The organism is Kocuria sp. GQ42 (assembly GCF_059758435.1).
Genome location: NZ_JCAXEN010000001.1, coordinates 66922 through 91033 on the forward strand (window position 1 = coordinate 66922; position 24112 = coordinate 91033).

Sequence of the window (24112 nt, forward strand, 5' to 3'; positions counted from 1 at the left end):
CGGCTACCCCTCCAGGGTCCGCAGCAGGTGCTCGACCGCCATCTCGTAGCCGAAGGCCCCCGCCCCGGCGATCACCACGTCCGCCTGCAGGGACACATAGGACGTGTGCCGGAACGCCTCGCGCCGGTGCACGTTGGACAGGTGCACCTCCACCACGGGCAGCTCCGCCGCCTCGAGCGCGTCGTGGATCGCGATGGAGTAGTGCGTGAAGGCCGCGGGGTTGATCACGATCGCCGCGCCCTCCGTGCGGGCCTCCTGGATCCGGTCCACCAGGACGCCCTCGTGGTTGGACTGGTGGAACTCGACGTCCCACCCGCCCGCGGCGGCCCGGGCGCGCACGGCCTCCTCGATGTCCCCGAGCGTCGTGGTGCCGTACACCTCCGGGCGCCGGACGCCGAGCAGGTTGAGGTTGGGGCCGTTGAGGACGTAGATCGGTCTGCGCGTGGTGGTCATGCCCGCATCCTCTCACCCCGGCGCCCGCCGGTCCGGGCGCGGCCCCCGGACGCCGCAGCGCCCCCTCGCACGGCAGGAGCGAGGGGACGCTGCGGAGCTGGGGCGCGGACTACTTGGCGAGCGAGTCCACGATCTGCTGCATCACGGTCTGGTCCGCGAGGGTCGAGACGTCGCCGACCTCCCGGTCCTCCGCCACGTCCTTGAGCAGCCGGCGCATGATCTTCCCGGACCGGGTCTTGGGCAGCTCCGGGACGATGAGCACCTTCTTGGGCTTGGCGATCGGGGAGATCTCCTTGCCCACGTGGGCCCGCATCTCCTCGGCCAGCTCGGTCTTGTCCCGGCCCTCGGCGTCGGCCTGGTCGGAGAGGATGACGAACGCGATCACGGCCTGGCCGGTGGTCTCGTCCGTGGCGCCCACCACCGCGGCCTCGGCCACGGACGGGTGGGAGACGAGCGCGGACTCGATCTCCGGGGTGGACAGGCGGTGGCCGGAGACGTTCATGACGTCGTCGACGCGGCCGAGGATCCACACGTCCCCGTCGGCGTCGCGCTTGGCGCCGTCGCCGGCGAAGTACATCTCGCCGAACCGGGACCAGTACGTGTCCACGTAGCGGTCGTCGTCGCCCCAGATGGTCCGCAGCATCGCGGGCCACGGCTCGCGCAGCACCAGGAAGCCCGAGGTCTCGTTGGGCACGGACTGCCCGGTGTCGTCCACGACGTCGACCTTGATGCCGGGGATCGGCACCTGCGCGGAGCCCGGCTTGGCGACCGTCACGCCCGGCAGCTGGGAGATCATGATGGCGCCGGTCTCGGTCTGCCACCAGGTGTCGACGATCGGGCAGCGGCCGCCGCCGATGACCCGGTGGAACCAGGTCCACGCCTCGGGGTTGATGGCCTCGCCCACGGTGCCGAGCACCCGCAGGGACGAGAGGTCGTACTTCGCGGGGAACTCCTCGCCCCACTTCATCATGGTGCGGATCGCGGTGGGGGAGGTGTACATGATCGTCACCCCGTACTTCTGCACGATCTCCCAGAACCGGCCGCGGTGCGGGGAGTCCGGGGTGCCCTCGTAGATCACCTGGGTGGAGCCGTTGACCAGGGGCGCGTAGGCGACGTAGGAGTGGCCGGTGACCCACCCGACGTCGGCGGTGCACCAGTAGACGTCCGTCTCCGGCTTGAGGTCGAAGACGTTCTTGTGGGTGAACGCGCCCTGGGTGAGATAGCCGCCCGTGGTGTGCATGATGCCCTTGGGCTTGCCGGTGGTCCCGGAGGTGTAGAGGATGAAAAGCGGGTCCTCGGCGCCCTGCTCGGACGGGGTGTGCTCCGGGGAGGCGGCCTCGAGGGCCTCGTGCCACCACACGTCCCGGCCCTCGGTCATCTCGATGTCGGCCTCGTTGCGGCGGACCACGAGCACGTGCTCCACGGTGGCGCCGCCGCGGGAGAGGGCGTCGTCGACGGCCGGCTTGAGCATGGAGGGCTTGCCGCGGCGGAACGTCCCGTCCGCGGTGACCACGAGCTTCGCCTCGCCGTCCTCGACGCGCGAGCGCAGCGCGTCGGCGGAGAACCCGCCGAAGACCACGGAGTGGATCGCGCCGATGCGGGCGCAGGCCAGCATCGCGATGACGGCCTCGGCGATCATCGGCAGGTAGAGGGCCACACGGTCGCCCTTGGTCACGCCGAGGCTCTCCATGGCGTTGGCGGCCTTGGACACCTCGTCCTTGAGCTGGGCGTAGGTGTAGCTGCGGCTGTCGCCGGGCTCGCCCTCGAAGTGGATGGCCACCCGGTCCCCGTTGCCGGCCTCCACGTGGCGGTCCACGGCGTTGTAGCACGCGTTGAGGGTGCCGTCCTGGAACCACTTCGCGAACGGGGGGTTCGACCAGTCGAGGACCTCGGTGAACTCCTTGTTCCAGGTCAGCAGCTCTCGTGCCTGGCGGCCCCAGAAGTCGACGCCCTCCTCCTCCGCCTGCTGGTAGAGCTCGGCGGTGGCATTGGCCTGGGCCGCGAACTCGGGGCTCGGGGCGAAGGTCTTGTTCTCGGCGGACGTGGTCTCTGAAGCCATGTGGTCTTCCCTTCTTCGTGGCACACCGCGCACGGACCACCGGCAGCACCGGACGTCCGTGTCACAGCTCACATAGTGTCGATTTCACCCTAGACGATCGGTGCACCCGGTTCCACAGGGGCCACGCCGCACCAAGTCACGGAAGCCCTCCGGGCGCGCCGCCTAGAATCGGGGCATGGTCCCGACTGCCGTGCCCCGCCCGCCCGCCCACCTGCGCGTCGTGGACCCCGCGAAGGCGCGCGCCGGCGCCGCACGGCGCCGCCGGACGGGTGCCCCCGAGTCCCCGCTGGCGCTCAAGCGGCGGGCCCGCCGGATCAACGCGGTGCTCGCCGGGGCGTACCCGTACGCGGTCGCCGAGCTGGACTTCCGCTCCCCGTACGAGCTGCTCGTGGCCACGGTGCTCTCCGCCCAGACCACCGACGTGCGGGTGAACGCGACCACGCCGCGCCTCTTCGCCGCCTGTCCCACGCCGCGGGCGCTCGCCGAGGCGGACGAGGCCGAGATCCAGGAGATCATCCGCCCGCTCGGCTTCTACCGGGCCAAGACCCGGGCCATCCGGACCCTGGCGCAGAAGATCGTGGACGACCACGACGGCGAGGTGCCCGGGCGGCTGGAGGACCTCGTCACCCTGCCCGGGGTGGGCCGCAAGACCGCCAACGTGGTGCTCGGCAACGCCTTCGGGATCCCCGGGATCACCGTGGACACCCACTTCGGCCGGCTCGCCCGCCGCTTCGGCTGGACCGCGGAGGAGGACCCGGTCAAGGTCGAGCGGGACGTCGCCGCCCTGTTCGAGCCCCGCGACTGGACCGACCTGTCCCAGCGGCTCGTCTACCACGGGCGGCGCATCTGCCACTCCCGGCGGCCCGCGTGCGGGGTGTGCCCCGTCGCGGACCTGTGCCCGTCCTACGGCGAGGGCCCCACGGACACCGCCCAGGCGGCGGCCCTGCTCAAGTACGAGTTCGCCCCGGGCCGGGAGGATCTGCTGGAGCTGTTCCTCGCCGGGCGCAGCCGGGCCCAGCTGCAGGCCGACGGCTGGCCCCTGAGCTCGTGAGCGGCACCGACCGGCGAGGAGGACGGCCAATGGGCGACGCCTACCAGGACCTGCTGCGCGTGGCCCGCAGCGGCCGGCAGCTGCGGATGGAGGACCGCGAGCCGTGGCGGATCGGGCAGATCGACGAGAACTACCGCCGCTCGGCCGTGCTCATCCTCTTCGGCGCGCTCGACGACCTGCCCTCGCGCGCCGCCGAGCACGCGGAGGGCGTGGGGCGGGACCTCGACGTCCTCCTGGTCCAGCGGGCCGCGACGCTGCGCTCCCACCCCGGCCAGGTCGCCTTCCCGGGCGGGCGCCTGGACCCCGAGGACGGGGACCTGCACGAGGTGCTGTCCGTGCCCGGCGGCGAGGTCAGCGCCGCCCACGTGCGCGCGGCCGTCCGCGAGGCCGAGGAGGAGACCGGGCTGGACCCGCACGGGGTGGAGGTGCTCGGCGCCCTGGCCCCGGTGCCCCTGCCGGTCTCCAACCACCTCGTCACCCCGGTGCTGGGCTGGTGGCGGGACGTCTCGCCGGTGGACGTCGTGGACCACGCGGAGTCCTCCCTCGTGTTCCGCGTCCCCGTGCTGGACCTCATCGACCCGGCCAACCGGCACTCCGCGACCGTCACGCGCGGCCGGCAGACCTACCGCTCGCCCGCCTTCACGGTCCCCGTGCCCGGCACCGCGTCCACCGTGACCGTCTGGGGGTTCACCGGTGTGCTCCTGGACCGGGTGCTCACCGCCCTCGGCTGGGCCGTGCCCTGGGACACCGGACGGGACCTGCCCGCACCGCTGTAGCACGCCCCCGGGGGCATGACGCCGCCCCGGGCGCAACATTGCCGGCGCCGCGGCAAGCGGACTTACCATTCCAGGGTCCCCCGTGCCCACGACCCCCCGAGGAGGCTCCCGGTGGCCTCGCCCCCACCCGGCCCCGAGCGGCCCCGGCTCGCCGAGCAGCTCAGCGCCGCGCGCCGCCGCCGCGGCCTGTCGGTCCGGGCGCTGGCGGCCTCCTGCCGACTGCCGGCCAGCACCATCCAGGGCTGGCTCAGCGGGGCGCACCTGCCCGGCCCGGCCCTGCGCGAGGAGTTCACGGCCCTGCTGGACGCCCTCGGGCTCACGGACGAGCGCCCCGCGGAGCTGTGGTGGGAGGACGTCAACCGCTCCCGCACCCCGGTCAGGCCGGACTCCACCCCGTACGTGGGCCTGCGCTCCTACCGCCCCGAGGACGAGACGCACTTCTTCGGCCGGACCGCCGAGGTCGCCGTGCTCGGCGAGCGGGTGGTGCGGTTGGCGGACGCCGGCGGGCCCCGCATCCTGGCCGTGGTGGGAGCCTCCGGAGCGGGCAAGTCCTCGCTGCTGGGCGCCGGGCTCCTCGGCCGGCTGCGGGCCGAGGGCGGGCCCCTGCACGGGTGGAGCGCCGAGGCCACGACCCCGGGCCTCGACCCGGTGCGCCGGCTCGAGGACGCCGTCGCGGCGGCTCCGGACCTGCTCGTCGTCGACCAGCTGGAGGAGCTCTGGACGGGCGCCCGGGAGGCCGAGGAGCCGGGGCGGTTCCTGGACCGGCTCGCCGCGGCGAGCCGGGACCGGGTGGTCGTGGTCGGCCTCCGGGCGGACTTCTTCGGCACCGCGAGCCGGCACGCCGAGCTGCGCACCGCCCTGGAGCGCCCGGTGCTGCTCGGCGCGCTGACCCGCGAGCAGCTGGAGCGGATCGTGGTGGGCCCCGCCGAGGCCGTCGGCGCCCGGGTCTCCCCGGACCTGGTCGGGGTGATCCTGCGGGACGTCGCCCCCCGCGGCACGGAGGTCGGCGTGGGCCTGCTGCCGATGCTCTCCCAGGCGATGCTCGGCACCTGGGAGCACGCCCGCACCCGCGAGCTGACGGTGGCCGACTACCACGCGGCGGGCGGCATCACGGAGGCCGTGGAGCGGCGGGCCGAGGAGGTGCACGCCCGGCTGGGCCCGCGCGAGCGGGAGGTGGCCCGCGCGGTGTTCCTGCGGCTGGTGCGCGTGGTCGGCACCGGGACCTCCGCCACGGTCGTGCGCACCCCGGTGCTCCGGGAGGAGCTGCCGGAGGGCGGGGCGGCCGTGGTCGAGGAGTTCGCCCGCGCCCGGCTGCTGACCATCGACCGGGACGAGATCCAGCTCAGCCACGAGTCCCTGCTGGACCACTGGTCCCGGCTCAGCCGCTGGATCGAGGACAGCCGCCGCGACCTCTACGTCCGCCAGCAGCTGCAGCGCGCCACCCAGATGTGGCTCGCCAACGACCGCGACCCCCTCGCCCTGATCCCGCTGGGCCAGCTCGCCTCCTTCCGGGACTGGACCGGGGACCCGCGCCAGCAGGCGCTCCTGAGCCCGGCCGAGCGCGAGTACCTGGCGGAGAGCGAGCGCCACTACGAGGACGCGCTGGAGCGGCAGAAGCGCAGCGCCCGGGAGATCGAGCGGCGCGGCCACGTGGCCCTCGTCCTGCTCGCCCTGGCCGTCTGCGCGGCCGTGGTGGCCGGGGCGCTGGGCGTCCGCGCGGAGCGTTTCCAGACCGTCGCGGAGACCGCCCGCGACGAGGCGCTCTCCCGCCAGACCGCGCTGGAGGCCTCCCGGATCCGGGGCGAGTCGCCCAACCTCGCCTCGCAGCTGAGCCTCGCGGCCTACCGGATGGCCCCCACCCGGGAGGGCACCTCGGCCCTGATCGACGCCACCGCGGTGAACGCCCCGGAGCGGTGGCTCGGCCCGGACGGCGCGTCCCGGCTCGCGGCGCTGGACGACGGCTCCGTCGTCGCGCGCGCCGCCGGGGACGGCCTGCTGTCCGTGTGGCGGGACAGCGACCGGCTCGCCGAGAACCGGGAGGACCTCGCGGTGGTCGACGGCGCCCCCGGACTGAGCGACGTGGACCTCGTGGCGGTGGACGGGCGGGTCCTCGCGGCGTTGGGCGGGCTCGGGCACGTGAGCCTGTGGGACGTCACCGGGGCCCCGGCCCGGCGGCTGGCCGGGCTCGACGTGGGGGCGGGGACACCGGTCAATGCGGTCGTCCTCTCGCCCGACGGCCGGCAGCTGCTGGCCGGGGGGCGGGGCGAGGTGCTGCGGTGGTCGATCGAGGAGCCCGGCGCCCCCGCTCCGCTGCCGGCGCTGGCGCTGGGGGAGGACGCAGACGTCCTGGCCCTGGCGGCCGCCCCCGACGGAACGGTCTACGCGGGCGGGACGTCCGGGGAGATCGCCCGGTACGCCACCGACGGCGCCCGCGCGCAGCGCCTCGACCCGGTCCCGACCGGGCGGGTCGTCCGGGCCCTGGACCTCGCCGACGACGGCGCGCGCCTGGCCGCCGGGCTGAGCGCCCGCGAGCTGCGCCTCTACGACGTCGAGGGGGAGCGGGTCTCCCGCTCCGGGACGCTCACGGACTTCGGCAGCTGGATCAGCGACGTCTCCTTCACCCCGGACGGCGAGGCCGTCGTGGCCGCCAGCTTCGACCAGAACGCCTACGTGCACCGGCTCTCCGACCTCGCCCGGGTCGACTCCTTCCCGACCGCCGCCCGGGTCACCAGCGCGCTGCGCGTGGGCGAGCGGGTGCTCACCACCTCCCAGGACGGCACCACCCGCTCGTGGGACCGGCGCGGGCCCGTCATCCACCGGCGGGGCGAGCCCGTGTACCAGCTCTCCGTGGACCGGCAGCACACCGTGCTGAGCGCCGTCGGGATCGGCCCCGACGTCGTGTCCCTCTTCGACCTCTCGGGCGAGGACCCCCGGCCGCTGCCGCCCCCGGAGGCCCCGCCCGGGGAGACCCTCTGGTACGCGGGGGCCGTGGCCCCCGACGCGTCGCTGATCGCGGGGGGCACCGAGGACGGGGACGTCCTCGTGTGGCCCCTGGACGGGGGCCGCCCGGAGGAGCCGGAGCGCGCCGCGGCCATCGAGGCGGGCATCACGGGCGCGGACGTCACGACGGACGCCGGCACGATCGCGGCGTGGTCCGAGGTGGGCTCCGAGATCGCCCTCCTGCGCCGCGGCCCCGAGGCGCCGCTCCGGCGGGTGGCCACGATCCCCGTCCCCGGCACGGAGGCCGCCCGGTTCGACGCGGACGGCACCCTGTTCGCCGCCGCGGACGACACCAACGGCGTGGAGCTGTGGGACGTGTCCGACCCCGCCGCCCCGCGGCGGGCCGCGGGGCTGGCCCTCGACTCCGTGGCCACCTCGATCGCGTTCTCCCCGGTGGCCGACCTCCTGGCCGTGGGCACGGAGGCGGGCCGGGTGCGGCTCTGGGACGTCGCGGACCCGTCCGACCCCCACCCCGTGGGCGAGACCTCGGACGCCCTGTCCTCCGTCAAGGGCCTGCAGTTCTCCGCGGACGGGACCCTGCTGGCCGGGGCCTCCGGCGACAAGTTCGTGTGGATGTGGACCGTGGGCGCCGCGGACCTCGATGTCTACGCGGCCCTGTCCGCCTCCGGCGACCGGATGAACGACGTGCGCTTCGTGGGGGACCGGCTGGTCGCCACCGGCGACGACGGCGTGGTGCGCAGCTGGCTGGTCCGGGCCGAGGACGCGGTCGAGGCGGTCTGCGCCAACCGGGGCGACCCGATCACGGAGGACGAGTGGCGCCGGCACGTGACCGGCGCCCCCTACCGGGACCTGTGCTGAGGCCCGTGCTGAGACCCGTGCCGGGGCGGCCTACTTGGCGTCCGCGTAGGACTCCACCACGGCCACGCTGACGGGGAACTCCACCGGGATCCGCCCGAACACCAGCCGGGCCGCCCGCTCCGCGCACTCGCGGACCAGCTCGGCGGCCCGCTCGGCGTTCTCCCGCGTGCAGTGGAGCACGACCTCGTCGTGCAGGAAGAACACGAGCTCGGCGTCGACCGCCTCCCGCGCCAGCGCCGAGCGGATGGCGCCCATCCAGCACACGGCCCACTCGGCGGCCGTGCCCTGGACCACGAAGTTGCGGGTGAACCGGCCCTGCCCGCGGGCCATCGCCCCGGCGCGCCGCTCGGCCTCCTCGGTGGCGGTGTCCCGCTGCGCCGCGTCCCACGCCGGGCCCGGCAGCGGGGACCAGCGGCCCAGGTGCGTGCGGACCTGTCCGCCCGTCTCGCCCACCCGGGCGGCCTGCTCCACGTAGTCCAGGGCGCGGGGGAACATCCGCGCCAGGTGCGGCATGAGCCGGCCCGACTGGCCCGTGGTTGCCCCGTACATCGCGCCCAGCATGGCCACCTTCGCCTGCGGGCGCTCGGTCAGCTCCGAGCCCCGCTCCTCGCCGAGGTCGGCGATGGCCTGGTAGAGGTCCCTGCCGCGGGACGCGGCGGCCAGGGCGTCGTCGTGGGCCAGCGCCGCCAGCACGCGCGGCTCGAGCTGGGCCGCGTCCGCCACCACGAGCACGCGCCCGGGATCCGCCCGCACGGCGTCCCGCACCACGTGCGGGATCTGCAGGGCGCCCCCGCCGCGGGCCGACCAGCGGCCGGTGACCACCCCGCCCACCACGTACTCCGGGCGGAAGCGGCCGTCCCGCACCCACGTGGCCAGCCAGTGCCACCCGTTGGCGCTGAGCAGCCGCGCCTGCTTCTTGTGCTCCAGGACGGGCTCGATCAGGGCCTGGCGCCGGGCCGCCAGGCCGGGCACGGCCCGCGCCCACTCGACGAGCTCCCACTGCCGGGTGCTGGTCACGTCGATCCCCGCCGCCCGCATCGCCTTGAGCAGCTCCTGCGGGGAGTCCGGGTTCAGCCCCGGCGCGTGCAGCGTCTCCCGCAGCCGGGCCACGGTCTCCTCCATCCGCGGGGGGCGCTCCCCGGGCGCCGGCTCGGGGCCCAGGGCGTCCTCCAGCAGGGCCCGGTGGACGTCCTCCCGCCAGGGCACCCCGGCGTGCTGCATCTCCGCGGCGATCAGCGCGCCCTGGGACTCCGCGGCCAGCAGCAGGGTCAGCCGGCGGGCGTCCACCGCGCCGGCCACCGCGGCGAGCTGCGCCCGCAGCTCGGCGACCAGCACGGCCGCGTCGGGACCGGTGGCGCGGGGGAGGTCGAACAGGCTCGACTGGTCCTCGGCGGGGGAGGGCGGCGGGAGCAGCCCGGGCGCCTCGTCGGCGGGCAGCGGCGGCAGCACCGGCTCGTAGGGCAGCGGGCCGTCGACGCCGGACCCGTGGGCGGTGGCGGCCGTGGCGAGGATCGCCTGGCACAGCCGCAGGTCGTGGCAGCGCTCCACCCGGACGCCGGCGGCCAGCAGCTGCGGGTAGACGGCGCCCGTGCGCTCCCAGGTCCAGCGCGGCGGCGTGGACCCCGCGCGCCGGGCGGCCTCCTCGCGGTCGGCGACGAACGCGGCCAGCTCCCCGGCGGGCACGTCGACGCCGGGGCCGTCCGGGTCCCCGGAGCCCGTCAGGCCCTGGACCCGGTGCCCGCCCCGGCCGTCCTGTGCTGGTCCCACCACGATGTGCATCCGGCCATTGTCCTGCACGGGTCCGTCACGCTACGCCGGTGCCCGGACTGCACACGCCCGCGGCGCCGCCGGAAGCCGGTGGCCCGTCCACACCGGCGCCCCCGCCGGGACGGCCCGGTCCCGCCCGCCCGGACAGTGGGGCCATGAGCACCGCCGCCCACCTCTCCGCCCCCGCCCCGCCGCGTCCGGGCACCGCGGCCCGCACGCGCACCGTGCGCCTCGTCAGCGACGACGCCGGGCTGCGCGCCACGGTCGAGCGCGTCTGCGCGGCCGCCGGCGCCGACCTGCTGGCCGATCCGCCCGGCGCGGCGGCCACCGCGCCGGGCACGCTCGCGGACACCGAGCTCGTGGACGTGCGCCACGCCGTGCGGGGGCGGGTCCGTCCGGGCACGGTGCTCGTGGGCCGGCCCGAGGACCCCGGCATCTGGGACCGGGCGGCCGACCTCGGCGGCTGCGCCGTGGCCGTGCTGCCCGACGCCGCCGGATGGCTCGCCGACCTGCTCACCGCCCGGCCCGGCGGCCCCGCCGGTCCCGGCGGCACGGGCCGGGTGCTGGGCGTGCTGGGCGCCGTGGGCGGGGCCGGCACGTCCACGCTGGCGTGCTGGCTCGCCGACCGCGCCGCCCACGAGGACCGGCCGGCCGTCCTCGTGGACGCGGACCGCGCCGGCTGCGGCATCGACGTCCTGCTGGGCCTCGAGGACCAGGACGGTCTGCGCTGGCCGGACCTGCTCCGGATCGCCGGGACGGTGCACGCCGAGCAGCTGTGGCCGGCCATGGCCCGGACCGGACAGCTGCGCTGGCTCTCCTGGGACCGCTCCCAGCCGGACGGAGCCGCCGCGCCGTACGCCGGCGTGCTCGAGGCGCTGCGCCGGGCGGCCGCCCTCGTCGTCGTGGACCTGGGCCGGGCGGGGCCGAGCACGGCGGACACCGCGGCCCTGTGCGACGAGGTCCTCGTGCTCACGCCCCGGACGGTGCGCGGCGTGCTGGCCGCGCGGTGGGCCGCCGGTCTCCTGGCGGGCGCCAATGCCCGCCTGGTGCCGGCCGGGCTCAACGTGGCCGACGTGGACGACGCCCTCGCCGCCGCCACGACCGGTCTGCCCGTCGCCGGCTCCCTGCGCTTCTCCGGCGCGGTGCCGGAGGCCGCCGAGACGGGCCGGCTGCTCGAGGCGGGCCGCTCCCGGCGGCTCGCCCGGGACGTGGCGGGTCTGCTCGAGGCCGTGGGGGCCGCCCCGTGAGCGCCGCGCTGCCCGGTGCGGTGCCCGGTCCGCAGGCCGCGCTGCCGGCCGCCCTGCTCGACGACGTGCGGGACCGGCTGCTGGCCGCCCCCGGGCCGGTCACGGACACCGACATCGCCGCGGCCGTGCGCGCGGGCGGCAGGGTGCTCGGGGCCGCCGGCACCCTGCGGGCGGTGCAGGCCGTGCGCGCCGAGCTGACCGGTCTCGGTCCGCTCGAGCCGCTGCTGCCGCACCGGGGTCTCACCGACGTCTACGTCAACGGGCCGGACCAGGTCTGGCTCGAGACCGAGGCCGGGGTGCGCCGCGTCCCGTCCCCCTTCCGCTCCGACGCCGAGGTGCGCGCCCTGGCCGTGCGCCTGGTCACCGCCGCGGGACGCCGACTCGACGCCGCCCACCCGTGCGTGGACGTCCAGACGGCCGCCGGCTACCGGGTGCACGCCGTCCTCCCGCCGATCTCCACGGGCGGGACCCTGCTCTCCGTCCGCTTCCGCAGCACGAGGACCCTGTCCCTGCAGGACCTCGTGGCGGCGGGGACCGTCCACCCCGGCACCGCCGAGCTCCTCGTGGACGCCGTGCGCTCGGGCGCCAACTTCCTGGTCAGCGGCGCCACCGGGGCGGGAAAGACGACCGTCCTCAACGCCCTGCTCTCCTGCTCCCCGGCGCACGAGCGGATCGTGCTCATCGAGGACGCCGCCGAGCTGCGGCCCGAGCACCCCCACGTGGTCGGTCTCCAGGCGCGGCACGCCAACACCGAGGGCGCGGGCAGCATCGACCTGGCGGAGCTCGTCCGGCAGGCCCTGCGGATGCGGCCCGACCGGCTCGTGGTGGGCGAGTGCCGCGGCGCCGAGGTGCGCGAGCTCCTCACGGCCCTGAACACCGGCCACGCGGGGGCGGGCACCGTGCACGCCAACTCCGCCGAGGCGGTCCCTGCCCGGCTCGCGGCCCTGGGCGCCCTGGCCGGGATGAGCCGGGAGGCCGTGACGCTGCAGGCCGCGAGCGCCCTGGACCTGGTCGTCCACGTGGCCCGGGCGGGCGGGCGCCGCGAGGTCCGGGCGGTGTCCCTGCTCGAGGACCGGGCCGGCGCCCTCGTCTCCGTGCCCGCGGCGGTCCGGTCCCACGACGGCGTGCGCCGCGGCCCGGGCTGGGACGGGCTGTGCGCCCTGCTCGACCACCGGCCCGGCCGATCGCCCGGCCAGGCGTCCGACCGCTCGCCCGACCCGGGCGAGGACCTCGCGGGAGGCCGGCCGTGAGCACGGTCCTCGTCCTCTGCCTCGCCCTCTGCCTGTGCCTCGCCGGGGGCGCCGCGGTGCTGGTCGCGGGTCCGGGCCACCGCGTCCGGTCGGCCGCGCGGGCGGGCACCGGGGCGGTCGCCCCGGTCCGGTGGTGTGCCCGGTTCGCCCGGGACACCGAGACGGAGGCCGCCGAGTGGATCGCGCTGCTGCGCCGGCTCGCGGCGCTGCTGGAGGCGGGCCGGTCCCCGGCGGCCGCGTTCGAGGGAGCGGGGCCCGGGGGCCGCGCCGCCCGCACGGGCACCGGCCGGCACCTCGAGCTGCTGTGCACCTCCGTGGCGGCCGCCGCCCGCCTGGGGCTGAGCGTCTCGACCGCCCTGGCGGGGGTGCCGGCCCCGGAGCTCGGCCACCGCGCGCTGGAGCGGCGGGCCGTCGCCACCACCGCCGAGCTCTCCCTGTGCTGGGAGGTCTCCGAGCGCACCGGCGCGCCCCTCGCCGCCCTGCTCGGCGGTCTCGCCGACGCCCTCGAGGCGGAGCTCGACGCCGAGGCGGCACGCGGCACCGCCCTGGCCGGCCCCCGCTCCACCGTCCGGATCCTGACCTGGCTCCCGGTGCTCGGCATCGGACTGGGCATGCTCATGGGCGTCGACCCGCTGCGCACGCTGCTCACCACGCCGTGGGGGCTGGCCGCCCTCGTGGCCGGCGCGGCGCTCACGGTCCTCGGCCGGGTGTGGACGCGCACCCTGATCGGCCGCGCCGAGGCGGTGGGTGCGCGATGACCGCCCTCGCAGCGCCCGCCGCCGGGCTGCTCCTGGTGGCCGCCGTGGCGCTGGCGGCGCTCCCGTCCCGGGCCCGGCTGCCGGGAACGCCCCGTCCGGCCGCGGCCCGCCGCAGCCCGCCGGGACCGCACGTCTCCGCCGGCGTCCTCGTGGAGCTCACCGCCGCCATGCTGGACGCCGGTCTGCCGCTCGGGGAGGCCGTGGCGGTGCTGGGCGGGTGCTGGACGGACGCCACCGGCGCCGCCCTCGAAGGCGTGGGCTCCCGGCTGCGGCTCGGGCTGCCGTGGCACACGGCGTGGGCCTCGGCGGGCGAGCTGCCCACGCACCTGGCCGACTACCGCGAGGCGCTCACGTTCACCGCGACGTCCGGGGCGCCGTCGGCCCGGAGCCTGCGCTCGCAGGCCGCCCAGGTCCGGCGTGCCGCCTACCGGCGGGCCGAGCGCGCCGCGGAGTCGCTGTCCGTCCAGCTCGTGCTGCCCCTGGGCCTGTGCTCCCTGCCGGCCTTCGTCTGCTGGGGCGTCCTGCCGGTCGTGATGGGGCTCGTGCCCGAGGTGTTCGGATGACCCGCCGCGCCCGGAGCCGAGGGCCCCCGGCCGCCGGGGCGTTCCCCGTCCGCACCGGGTCCCGCCCCGTGCCGGCCGTCCGGCACCGGCTCGGCGAGTGCTGCTCGCCCAGTGCTTCCCGGCCCGTGCCGCCCGGCCAGTGCTGGCCGTCCGGCACCTGCTCACCCCGCACCAGTTCGCTCCGCACCGAAAGGAACCATCATGTCCCAGCACCAGATCACCGCCTCCCGTCCCGCCCGGAAGCGCCGCAGCCCCTCCGGGCCCGGCCTGGAGGTCGCCGCCGGGGGCCGCCCGGTCGCACCGTCCGCCCGCCGGACCACCGGCGCCCCGCCCCGCCCGTTCGTCCGGGCCGGGGACCCGGACCTCGGCGCGACCACCGTGGAGTACGCCATGGTCGTGCTCGCAGCGGCGGCCTTCGGCGGGGTCATGGCCGCGGTCCTCTCCTCCGGCCAGGTGCGCGAGCTCCTGACCGCGATCATCGAGAAGGCGCTCGGCGTCTGAGCGGCTGCTCCCGCGGGGTCCGTGGTGCCGTCCCCGGCGCCGCGGACCCTGCGGGAGCGTCCTCCCCGTCCGTCCTGACCGCCGGCCCGGGCGGTCGGACCCGACCGCCGGTCCCAGCGGCCCGAGCCGCCACGCGCCCTGCCCGTGAGGAGTCCACCATGCCCGCCCACCGCCCCCGATGCTCATCCCGTGGTCGGTCTCGTCCACCGTCCCGACCCCGTTCCCGTGCCTCCCGGTGGCGTTCGGATTCCCGGCTCCGTCCGTGGTCGCCGCGCGGCCCCGGGTCCCGACCCGCGCCGCGGCCGATGCCGTCGGACCGCGGCGCCGTCACCGCCGAGACGGCCGTGCTGCTGCCCGCCCTCGTGCTGCTCCTGGCCGTGCTCCTCGCGGCCGCCGCGGCCGGGATGACCCTGATCCGCTACGAGGAGGCCGCCCGGGCCTCGGCCCGGGCCGCCGCCCGCGGCGAGAGCGCCGCCGTGGTCCGCTCCACGGCGCAGCGCGTGGCCGGGGAGGACGCCGCGATCCGCCTGGGCGGGAACGCGGGGACGGCCACGGTCACCGTCACCGGCCCCGCCCCCGGCATCCTCGGGACCTGGGGCGGCTGGGAGCTGCGCGCGGACGCCTCCGCCGAGACGGAGGGGGCCGGAGCGGCCGATGGGCACGGTGGCTGAGATCGTGGCGCCGGGCATCCCGGGGCGGCCCGACCGCTGGCCGGACCACGACGACGACCGGGGGAGCGGCACCGTGCACGCGCTGACGCTCACCCTGGTGCTCGGCGTGCTGCTGGTGGCCGTGCTGCTGCTGGCCCAGGCGGGGATCGCGACCCACCGTGCCGGCAAGGCCGCCGACCTCGCGGCGCTCGCCGCCGCCGACACCGCCCGGGGCCTCGTGGCCGGCGACCCGTGCGGCGCCGCCGAGCGCGTGGCCCGGGAGAACGGGGCACGGCTCGAGCAGTGCGCGCTCGTGGAGCCGGAGCGCGTCGTCGTGGACGTGCGCACCGCCGTGGCCCTGGACGGGCCGCTCGCCCGCTTCGGGGCCGCCCGCAGCGTGTCCCGGGCCGGGCCCCCGGAGGCCGCCCGTGCGCCGTGAGGACTCAGGCGCGGGGGGCGTCGCGCAGCACCGCGTCGATCAGCCGCACGGCACCGGCCTTGTCCAGCGGGTTGTTGCGGTTGCCGCACTTCGGCGACTGCACGCAGGACGGGCACCCGTGCTCGCACTCGCACGAGGAGATCGCCTCCCGGGTGGCGCCCAGCCACGCGACCGCCGTGGCGTAGCCGCGCTCCGCGAACCCCGCCCCGCCCGGGTGGCCGTCGTAGACGAACACCGTGGGCAGCTCCGTGTCGGCGTGCAGCGCGGTCGAGAGCCCGCCCACGTCCCAGCGGTCGCACGAGGCCACGAGCGGCAGCAGGCCGATCGCGGCGTGCTCGGCCGCGTGCAGCGCCCCGGGGACGTCGGGCTCCTCGATCCCCGCGCCGGTCAGCACGGGGCCCGGCACGGTGAACCACACGGACTTCGTGAACAGGTCGCGGGCCGCGAGGTCCAGGGGCTCCTCACCCAGCACCTCGTTGGAGATCACGGCCTTGCGCTGGAACGAGACCACCTTCGTGGTGACCTGCACCTGGCCGAAGTGGACGGTCACCGGCCCCCAGTGCTCCGAGCGCTCCTCGGCGACTACGCTCACCTGCGTGATGTCCCGCGCGGTGGTGTAGAAGTCGGGGTTCGCCCGCGTCACGGCGGCCACCGAGCCCGCCTCGTCGAGCTCGTCCACGATGTAGGTCCGGCCCTGGTGCACGTACACGGCCCCCGGATGGGCCTGGTAGTGGGACTGGGGGGAGTCCATCGTGCCGAGCACCGCGCCGGTGTCCGTCTCGATGATCCGGATCGGCCCGCCGCCGTCCGAGCGCAGCGACACCATCCCGGCCGCGGACTGGGGGTGCGTCCAGAACCAGCCGTTCGGCCGGCGGCGCAGGTGCCCGCTCGCCACGAGCGAGCCGAGCACCTCCGGCGCGGTGGGCCCGAAGCTGTCGATCTCCTCCGTGCGCAGCGGCTGCTCGGCCGCGGCGGCGCACAGGTGCGGGGCCAGCACGTAGGGGTTGGAAGGGTCGAACACCGTGGCCTCGACGTCGACGTCGAAGATCGCCTCCGGATGGTTCACGAGGTACGTGTCGAGGGGATCGTCGCCGGCCACGAAGGCGGCCAGGGCCTCCTGCCCGGCCCGGCCCGCCCGGCCGATCTGCTGGAAGAACGACGCCCGGGTGCCGGGCCACCCGGCCACGACCACGGCGTCCAGCCCGGCCACGTCGATGCCGAGCTCGAGCGCGGACGTGCTCGCGATCCCGAGCAGCCGCCCGTCCCGCAGCGCCTCCTCGAGCTCCCGGCGCTCCTCGGGGAGGAACCCGGAGCGGTAGGCCGCCACCCGGTGGGCCAGCGAGGGGTCGACCTCCTCCAGCTGCCGGTGGGCGATCTGGGCGATCGTCTCCGCGCCGCGGCGGGACTTGATGAACGCGATGGTGCGGACCTGGCGGAGCACCAGGTCAGTGAGCATGTCGGCGGTCTCGGCCAGGGCGGTGCGGCGCACCGGGGCGTCGTTCTCGCCGCCGCCGTCGGTCTGCTCCGGCTCCCAGAGCACCACGGTGACCGGTCCGTGCGGGGAGAAGTCCGTGGTCACCGGCGTCACCTCGGCCTCGGGGACGCCGACGAGGCGGGCGAAGGAGGCGTGCGGCTCGAAGGAGGTCGCGGACGCCCCGATGAAGACGGGGTCCGCGCCGTAGAGACGGCAGATCCGGCGCAGCCGCCGCATGAGGTTGGCCACGTGCGAGCCGAAGACACCCCGGTAGGAATGGGCCTCATCCACCACGACGTACTTCAGGCGGCGGAAGAACCGGGACCAGCGCGCGTGGTTGGGCAGCACCCCGTAGTGCAGCATGTCCGGGTTGCACAGCACCACGTCGGCGTGGTCCCGGACCCACCGGCGCTCCGCGGGGTCGGTGTCGCCGTCGTAGGTGGCGGCACGCAGGGTCGGCAGGCCGAGGGCGTCCAGGCCCTTGAGCTGGTCGGCGGCCAGGGCCTTGGTGGGGGAGAGGTAGAGGGCCGTGGCCTCGTCCGGGTGGTGGATCATGCCCGGGTTCGCCAGCGCCGCGAGCCGGCCGCGGTGCACGGCGTCGGCCACGGGCGCCTGGTAGGCGAGGGACTTTCCGGACGCGGTCCCCGTGGCGACCACCACGTGCCGGGGGGCCAGCACCGCCTGGACCTGGTGCAGGTACGGCGCGTGCACGCCCAGCCGTTCCCAGGCCGCGACCACGTCCGGGTGCAGGTGCTCGGGCCACGGCGCCGTCACGGCGTCCCGGTCGGGGATCTCCCGGACGTGCCGCACCTGCTCCGGCGCGTCGCCGCGGCCGAGCAGGGGGATCAGGGAGACGTGGTCGGAGGACGGCACCGGTTCATTGTGCCACCGCCGCCCCGGCGGCCCCACCGGCGGGGCGGCGGCCGGGAGCCGCCAGGGCATCGGCGCTCGGTGCTGCCCCGGCGGCTCCGTGCGGCGCCGCTGCACGGTGGCGCCCTGCCGCTGCGGCGCGTCTCAGCCCTGCGTCGCCGCGCCCCGGGTCCGCCGGTGCACGCGGGCCTCCCACGGGCGCAGCAGACCCTCGTCGCCGGGGACCACGCCGTCGGTGCGGTTGCCGATCAGCAGCTCGGCGCCGGCCCAGCCCTCGGGCAGGTCTGCGCGGACCTCCTCGCCCGAGACGTTGGCGAGCACCAGCAGCTCGACGTCCTCGAGCCGCCGGGTGAAGGCGTAGAGCTGCTCGTGGTGGGGGGCCAGCATGGTGAAGTCGCCCAGGGCGACCACGGGCTCGGTGTGCCGCAGCTCGATGAGACGCCGGTAGTGGTGGAACACCGAGTGCTCGTCGGCCCGGGCGGTCTCGGCGTTGACCTCCTCGTGGTTCGGGTTGACCGCGATCCACGGGGTGCCGGTGGTGAACCCGGCGTTCGCGCCCGCGGTCCACTGGACCGGGGTGCGGGCGTTGTCCCGGCTCGACCAGCGCAGTCCGCGCAGCACCCCCGCGGGGTCCGCGCCGGCGGCCACGGCGTGGCGGTAGTGGTTGACCGACTCGATGTCGCGGAAGTCCTCGATCGTCTCGAACGGTGCGTTGGTCATGCCCAGCTCCTCGCCCTGGTACACGTACGGCGTGCCGCGGTGCAGGTGCAGCAGGGTGGCCAGGCAGGTCGCGGAGGCCACCCGGTGCTCCGGGCTGTCGTCGCCGAAGCGGGAGACCGCGCGGGGCTGGTCGTGGTTGTTCCAGTACAGGGAGTTCCAGCCGACCTCCTCCAGGCCCTCCTGCCAGCGGCCCAGCGAGGCCTTCAGATCCGTCAGGCGCAGCGGCTCGGGGTCGAACTTCCCGCCGGGGCCGTGATCGAGGCCCACGTGCTCGAACTGGAAGACCATGTCCACCTCGGCGCGGGCCGGATCGGTGAAGAGCTGGGCCTGCTCCACGGTGACGCCGGGCATCTCGCCCACCGTGATGAGCTCGGCGTCCCGGCCGGCGAAGACCTCGCGGTGCATCTCCTGGAGGAACTCGTGGATCCGGGGACCGCAGAGGAAGGACGCCGACCCGTCGCCCCAGGGCGTCCCGTCCACCGGGGGCCCGTCGTGCAGGTGGCCGTCCTCGGCGACGTCCTTGCTGATCATGTTGATGACGTCCATGCGGAAGCCGTCCACGCCGCGGTCCAGCCACCAGCGCATCATGGCGTGGACGGCCTGCCGCACCTCGGGGTTCTCCCAGTTGAGGTCCGGCTGCTTCCGCGAGAACAGGTGCAGGTAGTACTCGCCCGAGGCCTCGTCGTACTCCCAGGTCGAGCCCGAGAAGGCGCTCTGCCAGTTCGTCGGCTCCGCGCCCGGGGCGCCGGGCTCCATGCCCCGGCGCGGGGCCCGCCACCAGTACCAGTCCCGCTTGGGGGAGTCCGGGGAGGAGCGGGACTCGACGAACCACGGGTGCTCGTCGGAGGTGTGGTTCACCACGAGGTCCATCACCAGCTTCATGCCGCGGGCGTGCACCGCCCCGAGCAGCTCGTCGAACTGCTCGAGGGTGCCGAAGACCGGGTCGATGTCCTGGTAGTCGCTGATGTCGTAGCCGTTGTCGTCCTGCGGGGACGAGTAGATCGGGGACAGCCAGACGACGTCCACGCCCAGGTCCTGCAGGTGGTCGAGGTGGGCGATGATGCCGCCGAGGTCGCCGATCCCGTCGCCGTCGGAGTCCGCGAAGGAGCGGGGGTAGATCTGGTAGACGACCGCGTCGGTCCACCACGCGGGGGTGTCCCCGGCGCCGCTGCCGGTGCCGGGCCGCTGGGCGGTGATGTCCTGCTGCTGGGTGCGGGTGCTCATTTGACTGCTCCTCGGGTGACGCCGGAGATGACCCACCGCTGGGCGAAGACGTAGACCACGAGCAGCGGTGCCATCGCCATCAGGTAGGACGCGAACGCGACGGTGTAGTTGGTCTGGAACTGGGACTGGAAGACGTACTGGACGAGCGGCAGGGTCGCCTGCTGCGGGTCGGAGACGATGATGAGGGGGAGCAGGAAGTCGTTCCACGCCCACAGGCAGGTCAGGATGCCGACCGTGGCGTTCATGGGCGTGAGCAGCGGGAAGACGACCCGCCAGAAGACTCCCCACGTGCCCGCACCGTCCATCCTGGCCGCCTCCTCGAGCTCGACGGGGATGGAGCGGATGTAGGCGGTGAAGATGAAGATGTTGAAGGACAGGCCGTAGACCACGTAGAGCAGGACCAGGCCGGCGGGGTTGTCGAGGCCCAGGGCGGCCGTCTGCTTCGCCACGGGCAGCATGAGGATCGGGAAGGGCACGAACAGGGCGGAGATGAAGTAGAAGAACAGGCCCTTGAAGAAGCGCCGGTGCATGTTGCGGGCGATCGCGTACGCCACCATCGAGTTCGTCAGGAGCGTGAGGGCCACCGCGGAGACGGTGATCAGGGCGCTGTTGAGCGCGGCCCGCGGGAAGTCCGTCAGCGTCCACGCGTCGGCGAAGTTCGCCCACCGCACCTCCGTGGGGAGGGCGAAGCCGCTGCCGCCGAGCTGGTCGGGGGTCTTCAGGGCGGTGATCACCGTGAAGTACAGCGGCACGAAGACGGTCAGGGCCAGGACGACCAGCAGCGCGGTCAGCCACCAGTTCACCCGGCCTCCCTCGGGCCGCCGGCGGCCGGACCGCCGGGGCCGGGCCGGGAGGGCGGCTGCAGCGGTGCCGCTGGGCGGGGCGGAGACGTTGGTGGAGGACATCAGGCGGACACCTCTTCGCGCTGGAGGACTCGGAGCTGGACGACGGCGAAGACCACCAGCACGATCATGAACACGACCGCGTTGGCGATCTGGTAGCCGTACTCGCCGCCCTGGAACCCGCCGCGGTAGATGAGGACGGAGACGGACTCGGTCGCCGTGCCCGGCCCGCCGTTGGTCATGGCGATGATGTGGTCGAAGACCTGCAGGAAGTTCTTGAGCGAGAGCACCATGTTGAACGTGAAGAACGCCCCGATCATGGGGAACGTGATGGACCAGAACCGCCGCCACGGCCCGGCGCCGTCGATGGCGGCGGCCTCGTAGAGCTCGGCCGGGATGGTCTGCAGCCCGGCGATGTAGATGATGATGTTGAACGCGACGGCCTGCCACACGGCGAGCACCACGATGCCGACCCAGGCCAGCTCGGGGTCGGCCAGGATCGACGTCGACAGCCGGTCGATCCCGAGGGCGGCCCCGATGCTGGGCAGGGAGTTGGTGAGCAGGTAGTTGAACACGTACCCGATCACCAGGACGGCCAGGATGTTGGGCACGAAGTAGATCCCGCGCAGGGTGTTCTTGAACTTGATCCGCCCCGTCAGGCCCACGGCCAGCGCCAGGGCGATGACGTTGACGAGCACGGTCGCCACGAGCGCGAACCGGAAGGTGAACAGGTACGCGGAGCGGACCCGCTCGTCGGTGAACAGCGCCGTGTAGTTGGACAGGCCCACGAAGTCCCACTCGCCGTAGCCCGGGGAGTCCGTGAAGCTGTAGAAGACCCCCTGCAGCACAGGGAGGGTGTGGAAGAGGAGGAAGAGCACGAGGGCGGGCAGCACCATCCAGTAGAAGGCGCGGCCGGGTCCCTTCCGGCGCCGGGCGGGCGGAGCGGCGGACGTGCCCGTGGACGGCGCGCCCTGCGCGCGGGCGGGTGCCGTGGTCATCGTGTCTCCACGGCCCCGAGGCCCCAGGTGCGCCGGTCGGCGACCCTGTCCCAGCTCTCGTCGAGGTTCCCCAGGAAGGCCTCCTGGTCGCGGTCGATGAGGTACTGCTGCAGCAGCGACCCCAGGGGGACGGCGGGGATGAACTGGTGGTCGAAGAAACCCACGATGCGCTCCTGGTCGATGTAGGTCTGGACCCCGGCGAGCGCGGGGTCGTCGTTGGACATGCCCTCGAGGGTCGGGATGGCCGTCTGCTCCTCGGCGTAGGCCTGGACGACCTCCGGCTGCATGAGGAAGTCGACGAAACGCCGGACCTCTTCGGGGTGCTCGGTGTCCGCGCCGGCGGTGACGACCACGTCCACCCCCGAGACCAGGACGGTCTCGGCGGGGTCGTTCGTGGCGGGCAGCGCGAAGCTGCCGATGGTGAACTCGGGCTCGAACGAGCGGATCTGGGGAACGGCGTAGTTGCCCAGCAGCAGCATCGCCGACTCGCCCCGGGCGAAGGCGGCGGTGCCGTCCTCGTAGCCGGTGGCCACCGGGTCGGGCTGGGTGTGGTCGAAGAGGGTCGCCAGCTTCTGCGCGGCCTCCGGCCACTCCTCGCGGAAGGTGCTCCCGCCCGCGAAGCGCTGCTTCCAGAAGTCCTCCGGGACGGTCTGCGGGACGAGCGGTGCGAGCGGCGCCTGGGCGGTCCAGGCGTCGGCGAGCATCCCGTAGAAGGGGGTGACCCCGGCGGCCTCGAAGGTCTCCGCGGCGGCGATCAGCTCGTCCCACGTGCGGGGCACCTCCACCCCGTGCTCGGCGAAGAGCTCCTCGTTGTAGAGCACTCCGGAGGCGTTGGCGGCGAAGGGCACCCCGTTGACGGCATCCGGCGTGCTCGCGCCCAGGTCCCGGACGACGTCCACGTAGGCCGGGTTGACGTCCTCGAGCGCGGGGGTGCCGGCGAAGTCCGCGAAGATCCCGGCGGAGGCGAGCTCGCCGAACGTCGAGTTGGCGTTGAGGGTCAGGACGTCGGGCACGTCCTGCTTGACCAGGCGGGTGCGCAGGGCCGTCTCGGGGTCCGGGACGTTGTCCACGACCACGCGCACGTCCGGGTTCTCGGCCTCGAACTGCCGGGCGAGGTCCTCGAAGTAGGCGACGGCCTCGGGCTTGAACTGGAAGAACGTGATCGTGGTGGGCGCGTCCGCGTCCGCGGCGCAGCCGGTCAGCAGCAGCGCGCACACGGCCGTCGCGGTCCATCGCCGCGCGCCCCGGCGCCGTGGCGCGGTCACGGCCGCACCGGGGCCGGGAGGACGGACGGGGGCGGCGGGGCTGGGGTTTCGCTCATGGTTCTCCTCGGGCGGGGCGACGACGGACGACAGGCGGTCCGCCACTGCGCGGACTATAAATACGTGGCTTAGATTTATTATCTGGACTATTATGTGGATCACAGTTCGGGAGAGTCAAGGGGTTCGAGTGGGTCGTACGGGAACATCGCCACAGCTGCTGCGCCGGACCAACACGGTCGCGGTCCTGGAGGTGATGCGCGAGGCGGGCGTCGTCACCGTCACGGAGCTCATCGCCGCCACCGGCCTGGTGCGCACCACCGTCATCGCCGTGTGCGACGACCTGCTGCGGATGGGCTGGATCGAGGAGCTCGAGGGGGCCTCCGACGCCCAGGTCGGACGGCCCGCCCGCCGCTTCCGGTTCCGGGACCGGGCGGGCTTCGTGGTGGGCGTGGACGTCGGCGAGGCCAAGACCACCGCCGTGGTGGCGGACCTGCGGGGCCGCGTCCTGGGCCGCACGACCCGCGCCTTCGCCGACCCCGCCCCGGAGCGGCGCCTGGCCACCGTGGACGACGCCGTCGACGGCGCGCTCGCGGACGCGTCCGTGGCCCCCGGGGCGGTGCTGGCCGCCGCGGTGGGGATCGCCGCGCCCGTGGACCGCGCCGGCAGGATCTCCCACGGCCAGCCGTTCTGGGAGGCCTTCGACCTCGGGCTCGAGACCCGGCTGGAGGAGCGCCGCGGGTGGCCCGCCCTGCTGGCCAACGACGCCAACCTCGCGGCCATGGCCGAGCGCTGGCGCGGGGCTGCCGCCGGGGTGGACGACCTCGTGGTGATGCTGGCGGGGGAGCGCATCGGCACCGGGCTGATGGAGGCCGGCCGTCTCCTGCACGGCCGCTCCGGCGCGGCGGGCGAGCTCGGCAGCCTGACCCTGGTCGAAGGGGTCGGCAGCCCGGACGGCATCGCCGCGCTGTGCCGGGCGTGGGGCGCCGAGGCGGTGCGGCCCGGGGCGCCGGAGACCGCGCTCCGGGAGCTGGCCGGGCCGTCCGGCGCCGTCGAGGCGGAGGCGGTGTTCCGTGCCGCGGCGGCCGGCGACGAGGTCGCGCAGCAGATCCTCGACCGCCTCGCCGAGCGGCTCGCGCGGGTCATCGGCCTGCTGGGCACGCTCTTCGACCCGGAACTGGTGGTCATCGCCGGTGCCGTCGCCGAGTCCGCGGGCGCGCTGCTGGGCCGGATCGAGGACCTGCTGCCCCGCTTCACCGCCACGCCCCCGCGGGTGGCGGTCTCGGTGCTCGGGGAGTCGGTGGTCTCCGTGGGGGCCGTCCGCCTCGCCCTGGACCACGTGGAGCGCCACGCCCTGGACCTGGAGCTCGCCGGCCGCTGACCTCGGGGGGG

General features: G+C 75.3%; 19 protein-coding genes. 11 read left to right on the forward strand and 8 right to left on the reverse strand.

The genetic code is table 11. The features are described 5' to 3' along the window. Positions 1–3: 3 nt before the first annotated feature. Together aroQ and acs are read right to left on the reverse strand one after the other, a co-directional pair. The gene (gene aroQ, locus AC6CH6_RS00325) at positions 4–453 is read right to left on the reverse strand and encodes a type II 3-dehydroquinate dehydratase (RefSeq protein WP_109268170.1); all 450 of its coding nucleotides are present in this window, start codon (positions 451–453) and stop codon (positions 4–6) included. A gap of 109 nt (positions 454–562) precedes the next feature. Further along, a complete protein-coding gene (acs, locus tag AC6CH6_RS00330) occupies positions 563–2512 on the reverse strand; it encodes an acetate--CoA ligase (protein WP_498253664.1) in 1950 nt (649 codons plus the stop codon). Positions 2513–2687: 175 nt separating this feature from the next. Between acs and nth the strand changes: the two genes are divergently transcribed. From nth to AC6CH6_RS00345, 3 genes are all read left to right on the forward strand, one after another. Next, the gene (gene nth, locus AC6CH6_RS00335; protein ID WP_498253665.1) at positions 2688–3563 is read left to right on the forward strand and encodes an endonuclease III; all 876 of its coding nucleotides are present in this window, start codon (positions 2688–2690) and stop codon (positions 3561–3563) included. A 29-nt stretch (positions 3564–3592) separates the two neighbouring features. Further along, positions 3593–4339: an NUDIX hydrolase gene (locus AC6CH6_RS00340; protein ID WP_017832514.1), complete on the forward strand. Its 747-nt coding sequence runs from the start codon at positions 3593–3595 to the stop codon at positions 4337–4339. A gap of 111 nt (positions 4340–4450) precedes the next feature. Then, complete coding sequence (locus AC6CH6_RS00345) at positions 4451–8158, forward strand: nSTAND1 domain-containing NTPase (protein ID WP_498253666.1); 3708 nt, start codon at positions 4451–4453, stop codon at positions 8156–8158. Positions 8159–8188: 30 nt separating this feature from the next. Here AC6CH6_RS00345 and AC6CH6_RS00350 read toward each other — a convergent pair whose 3' ends face one another. After that, complete coding sequence (locus tag AC6CH6_RS00350; protein WP_498253667.1) at positions 8189–9937, reverse strand: bifunctional 3'-5' exonuclease/DNA polymerase; 1749 nt, start codon at positions 9935–9937, stop codon at positions 8189–8191. A 143-nt stretch (positions 9938–10080) separates the two neighbouring features. Between AC6CH6_RS00350 and ssd the strand changes: the two genes are divergently transcribed. The 7 genes from ssd (at position 10081) to AC6CH6_RS00385 (ending at position 15333) form a co-directional block, all read left to right on the forward strand. Then, positions 10081–11172 carry a septum site-determining protein Ssd gene (gene ssd / locus AC6CH6_RS00355; RefSeq protein WP_498253668.1) on the forward strand — a complete coding sequence of 364 codons (1092 nt, stop codon included), beginning with the start codon at positions 10081–10083 and terminating at the stop codon, positions 11170–11172. Next, positions 11169–12422 carry a TadA family conjugal transfer-associated ATPase gene (locus AC6CH6_RS00360; protein ID WP_498253669.1) on the forward strand — a complete coding sequence of 418 codons (1254 nt, stop codon included), beginning with the start codon at positions 11169–11171 and terminating at the stop codon, positions 12420–12422. The genes ssd and AC6CH6_RS00360 overlap by 4 nt, the downstream gene beginning before the upstream one ends. Beyond that, a complete protein-coding gene (locus AC6CH6_RS00365) occupies positions 12419–13180 on the forward strand; it encodes a type II secretion system F family protein (RefSeq protein WP_498253670.1) in 762 nt (253 codons plus the stop codon). The genes AC6CH6_RS00360 and AC6CH6_RS00365 overlap by 4 nt, the downstream gene beginning before the upstream one ends. After that, positions 13177–13743, forward strand: coding sequence for a type II secretion system F family protein (locus AC6CH6_RS00370; protein ID WP_498253671.1), 567 nt, complete (start codon positions 13177–13179; stop codon positions 13741–13743). The genes AC6CH6_RS00365 and AC6CH6_RS00370 overlap by 4 nt, the downstream gene beginning before the upstream one ends. Before the next feature lie 201 nt (positions 13744–13944). Beyond that, positions 13945–14244: a DUF4244 domain-containing protein gene (locus tag AC6CH6_RS00375; protein WP_498253672.1), complete on the forward strand. Its 300-nt coding sequence runs from the start codon at positions 13945–13947 to the stop codon at positions 14242–14244. A gap of 305 nt (positions 14245–14549) precedes the next feature. Next, on the forward strand, positions 14550–14915 hold the full coding sequence (locus AC6CH6_RS00380; RefSeq protein WP_498253673.1) for a TadE family type IV pilus minor pilin: 366 nt from the start codon (positions 14550–14552) through the stop codon (positions 14913–14915). After that, positions 14899–15333, forward strand: a complete 435-nt coding sequence (locus tag AC6CH6_RS00385) for an Rv3654c family TadE-like protein (RefSeq protein WP_498253674.1) — start codon at positions 14899–14901, stop codon at positions 15331–15333. The genes AC6CH6_RS00380 and AC6CH6_RS00385 overlap by 17 nt, the downstream gene beginning before the upstream one ends. 4 nt (positions 15334–15337) lie before the next feature. Here AC6CH6_RS00385 and AC6CH6_RS00390 read toward each other — a convergent pair whose 3' ends face one another. The 5 genes from AC6CH6_RS00390 to AC6CH6_RS00410 form a co-directional block, all read right to left on the reverse strand. Next, a complete protein-coding gene (locus AC6CH6_RS00390; protein ID WP_498253675.1) occupies positions 15338–17680 on the reverse strand; it encodes a DEAD/DEAH box helicase in 2343 nt (780 codons plus the stop codon). 141 nt (positions 17681–17821) lie between these two features. Continuing rightward, on the reverse strand, positions 17822–19621 hold the full coding sequence (locus AC6CH6_RS00395; RefSeq protein WP_498253676.1) for a glycoside hydrolase family 13 protein: 1800 nt from the start codon (positions 19619–19621) through the stop codon (positions 17822–17824). Further along, positions 19618–20526 (reverse strand): carbohydrate ABC transporter permease, encoded by a 909-nt coding sequence (locus tag AC6CH6_RS00400; protein ID WP_133409240.1) that lies wholly within the window; start codon positions 20524–20526, stop codon positions 19618–19620. The genes AC6CH6_RS00395 and AC6CH6_RS00400 overlap by 4 nt, the downstream gene beginning before the upstream one ends. After that, positions 20526–21461 carry a carbohydrate ABC transporter permease gene (locus AC6CH6_RS00405; RefSeq protein WP_498253677.1) on the reverse strand — a complete coding sequence of 312 codons (936 nt, stop codon included), beginning with the start codon at positions 21459–21461 and terminating at the stop codon, positions 20526–20528. The genes AC6CH6_RS00400 and AC6CH6_RS00405 overlap by 1 nt, the downstream gene beginning before the upstream one ends. Next, positions 21458–22678: an ABC transporter substrate-binding protein gene (locus tag AC6CH6_RS00410; protein WP_498253678.1), complete on the reverse strand. Its 1221-nt coding sequence runs from the start codon at positions 22676–22678 to the stop codon at positions 21458–21460. The genes AC6CH6_RS00405 and AC6CH6_RS00410 overlap by 4 nt, the downstream gene beginning before the upstream one ends. Positions 22679–22910: 232 nt before the next feature. On the opposite strand from AC6CH6_RS00410, the gene AC6CH6_RS00415 reads away from it, so the two are divergent. Then, the gene (locus tag AC6CH6_RS00415; protein ID WP_498253679.1) at positions 22911–24101 is read left to right on the forward strand and encodes an ROK family protein; all 1191 of its coding nucleotides are present in this window, start codon (positions 22911–22913) and stop codon (positions 24099–24101) included. Positions 24102–24112 lie beyond the last annotated feature (11 nt).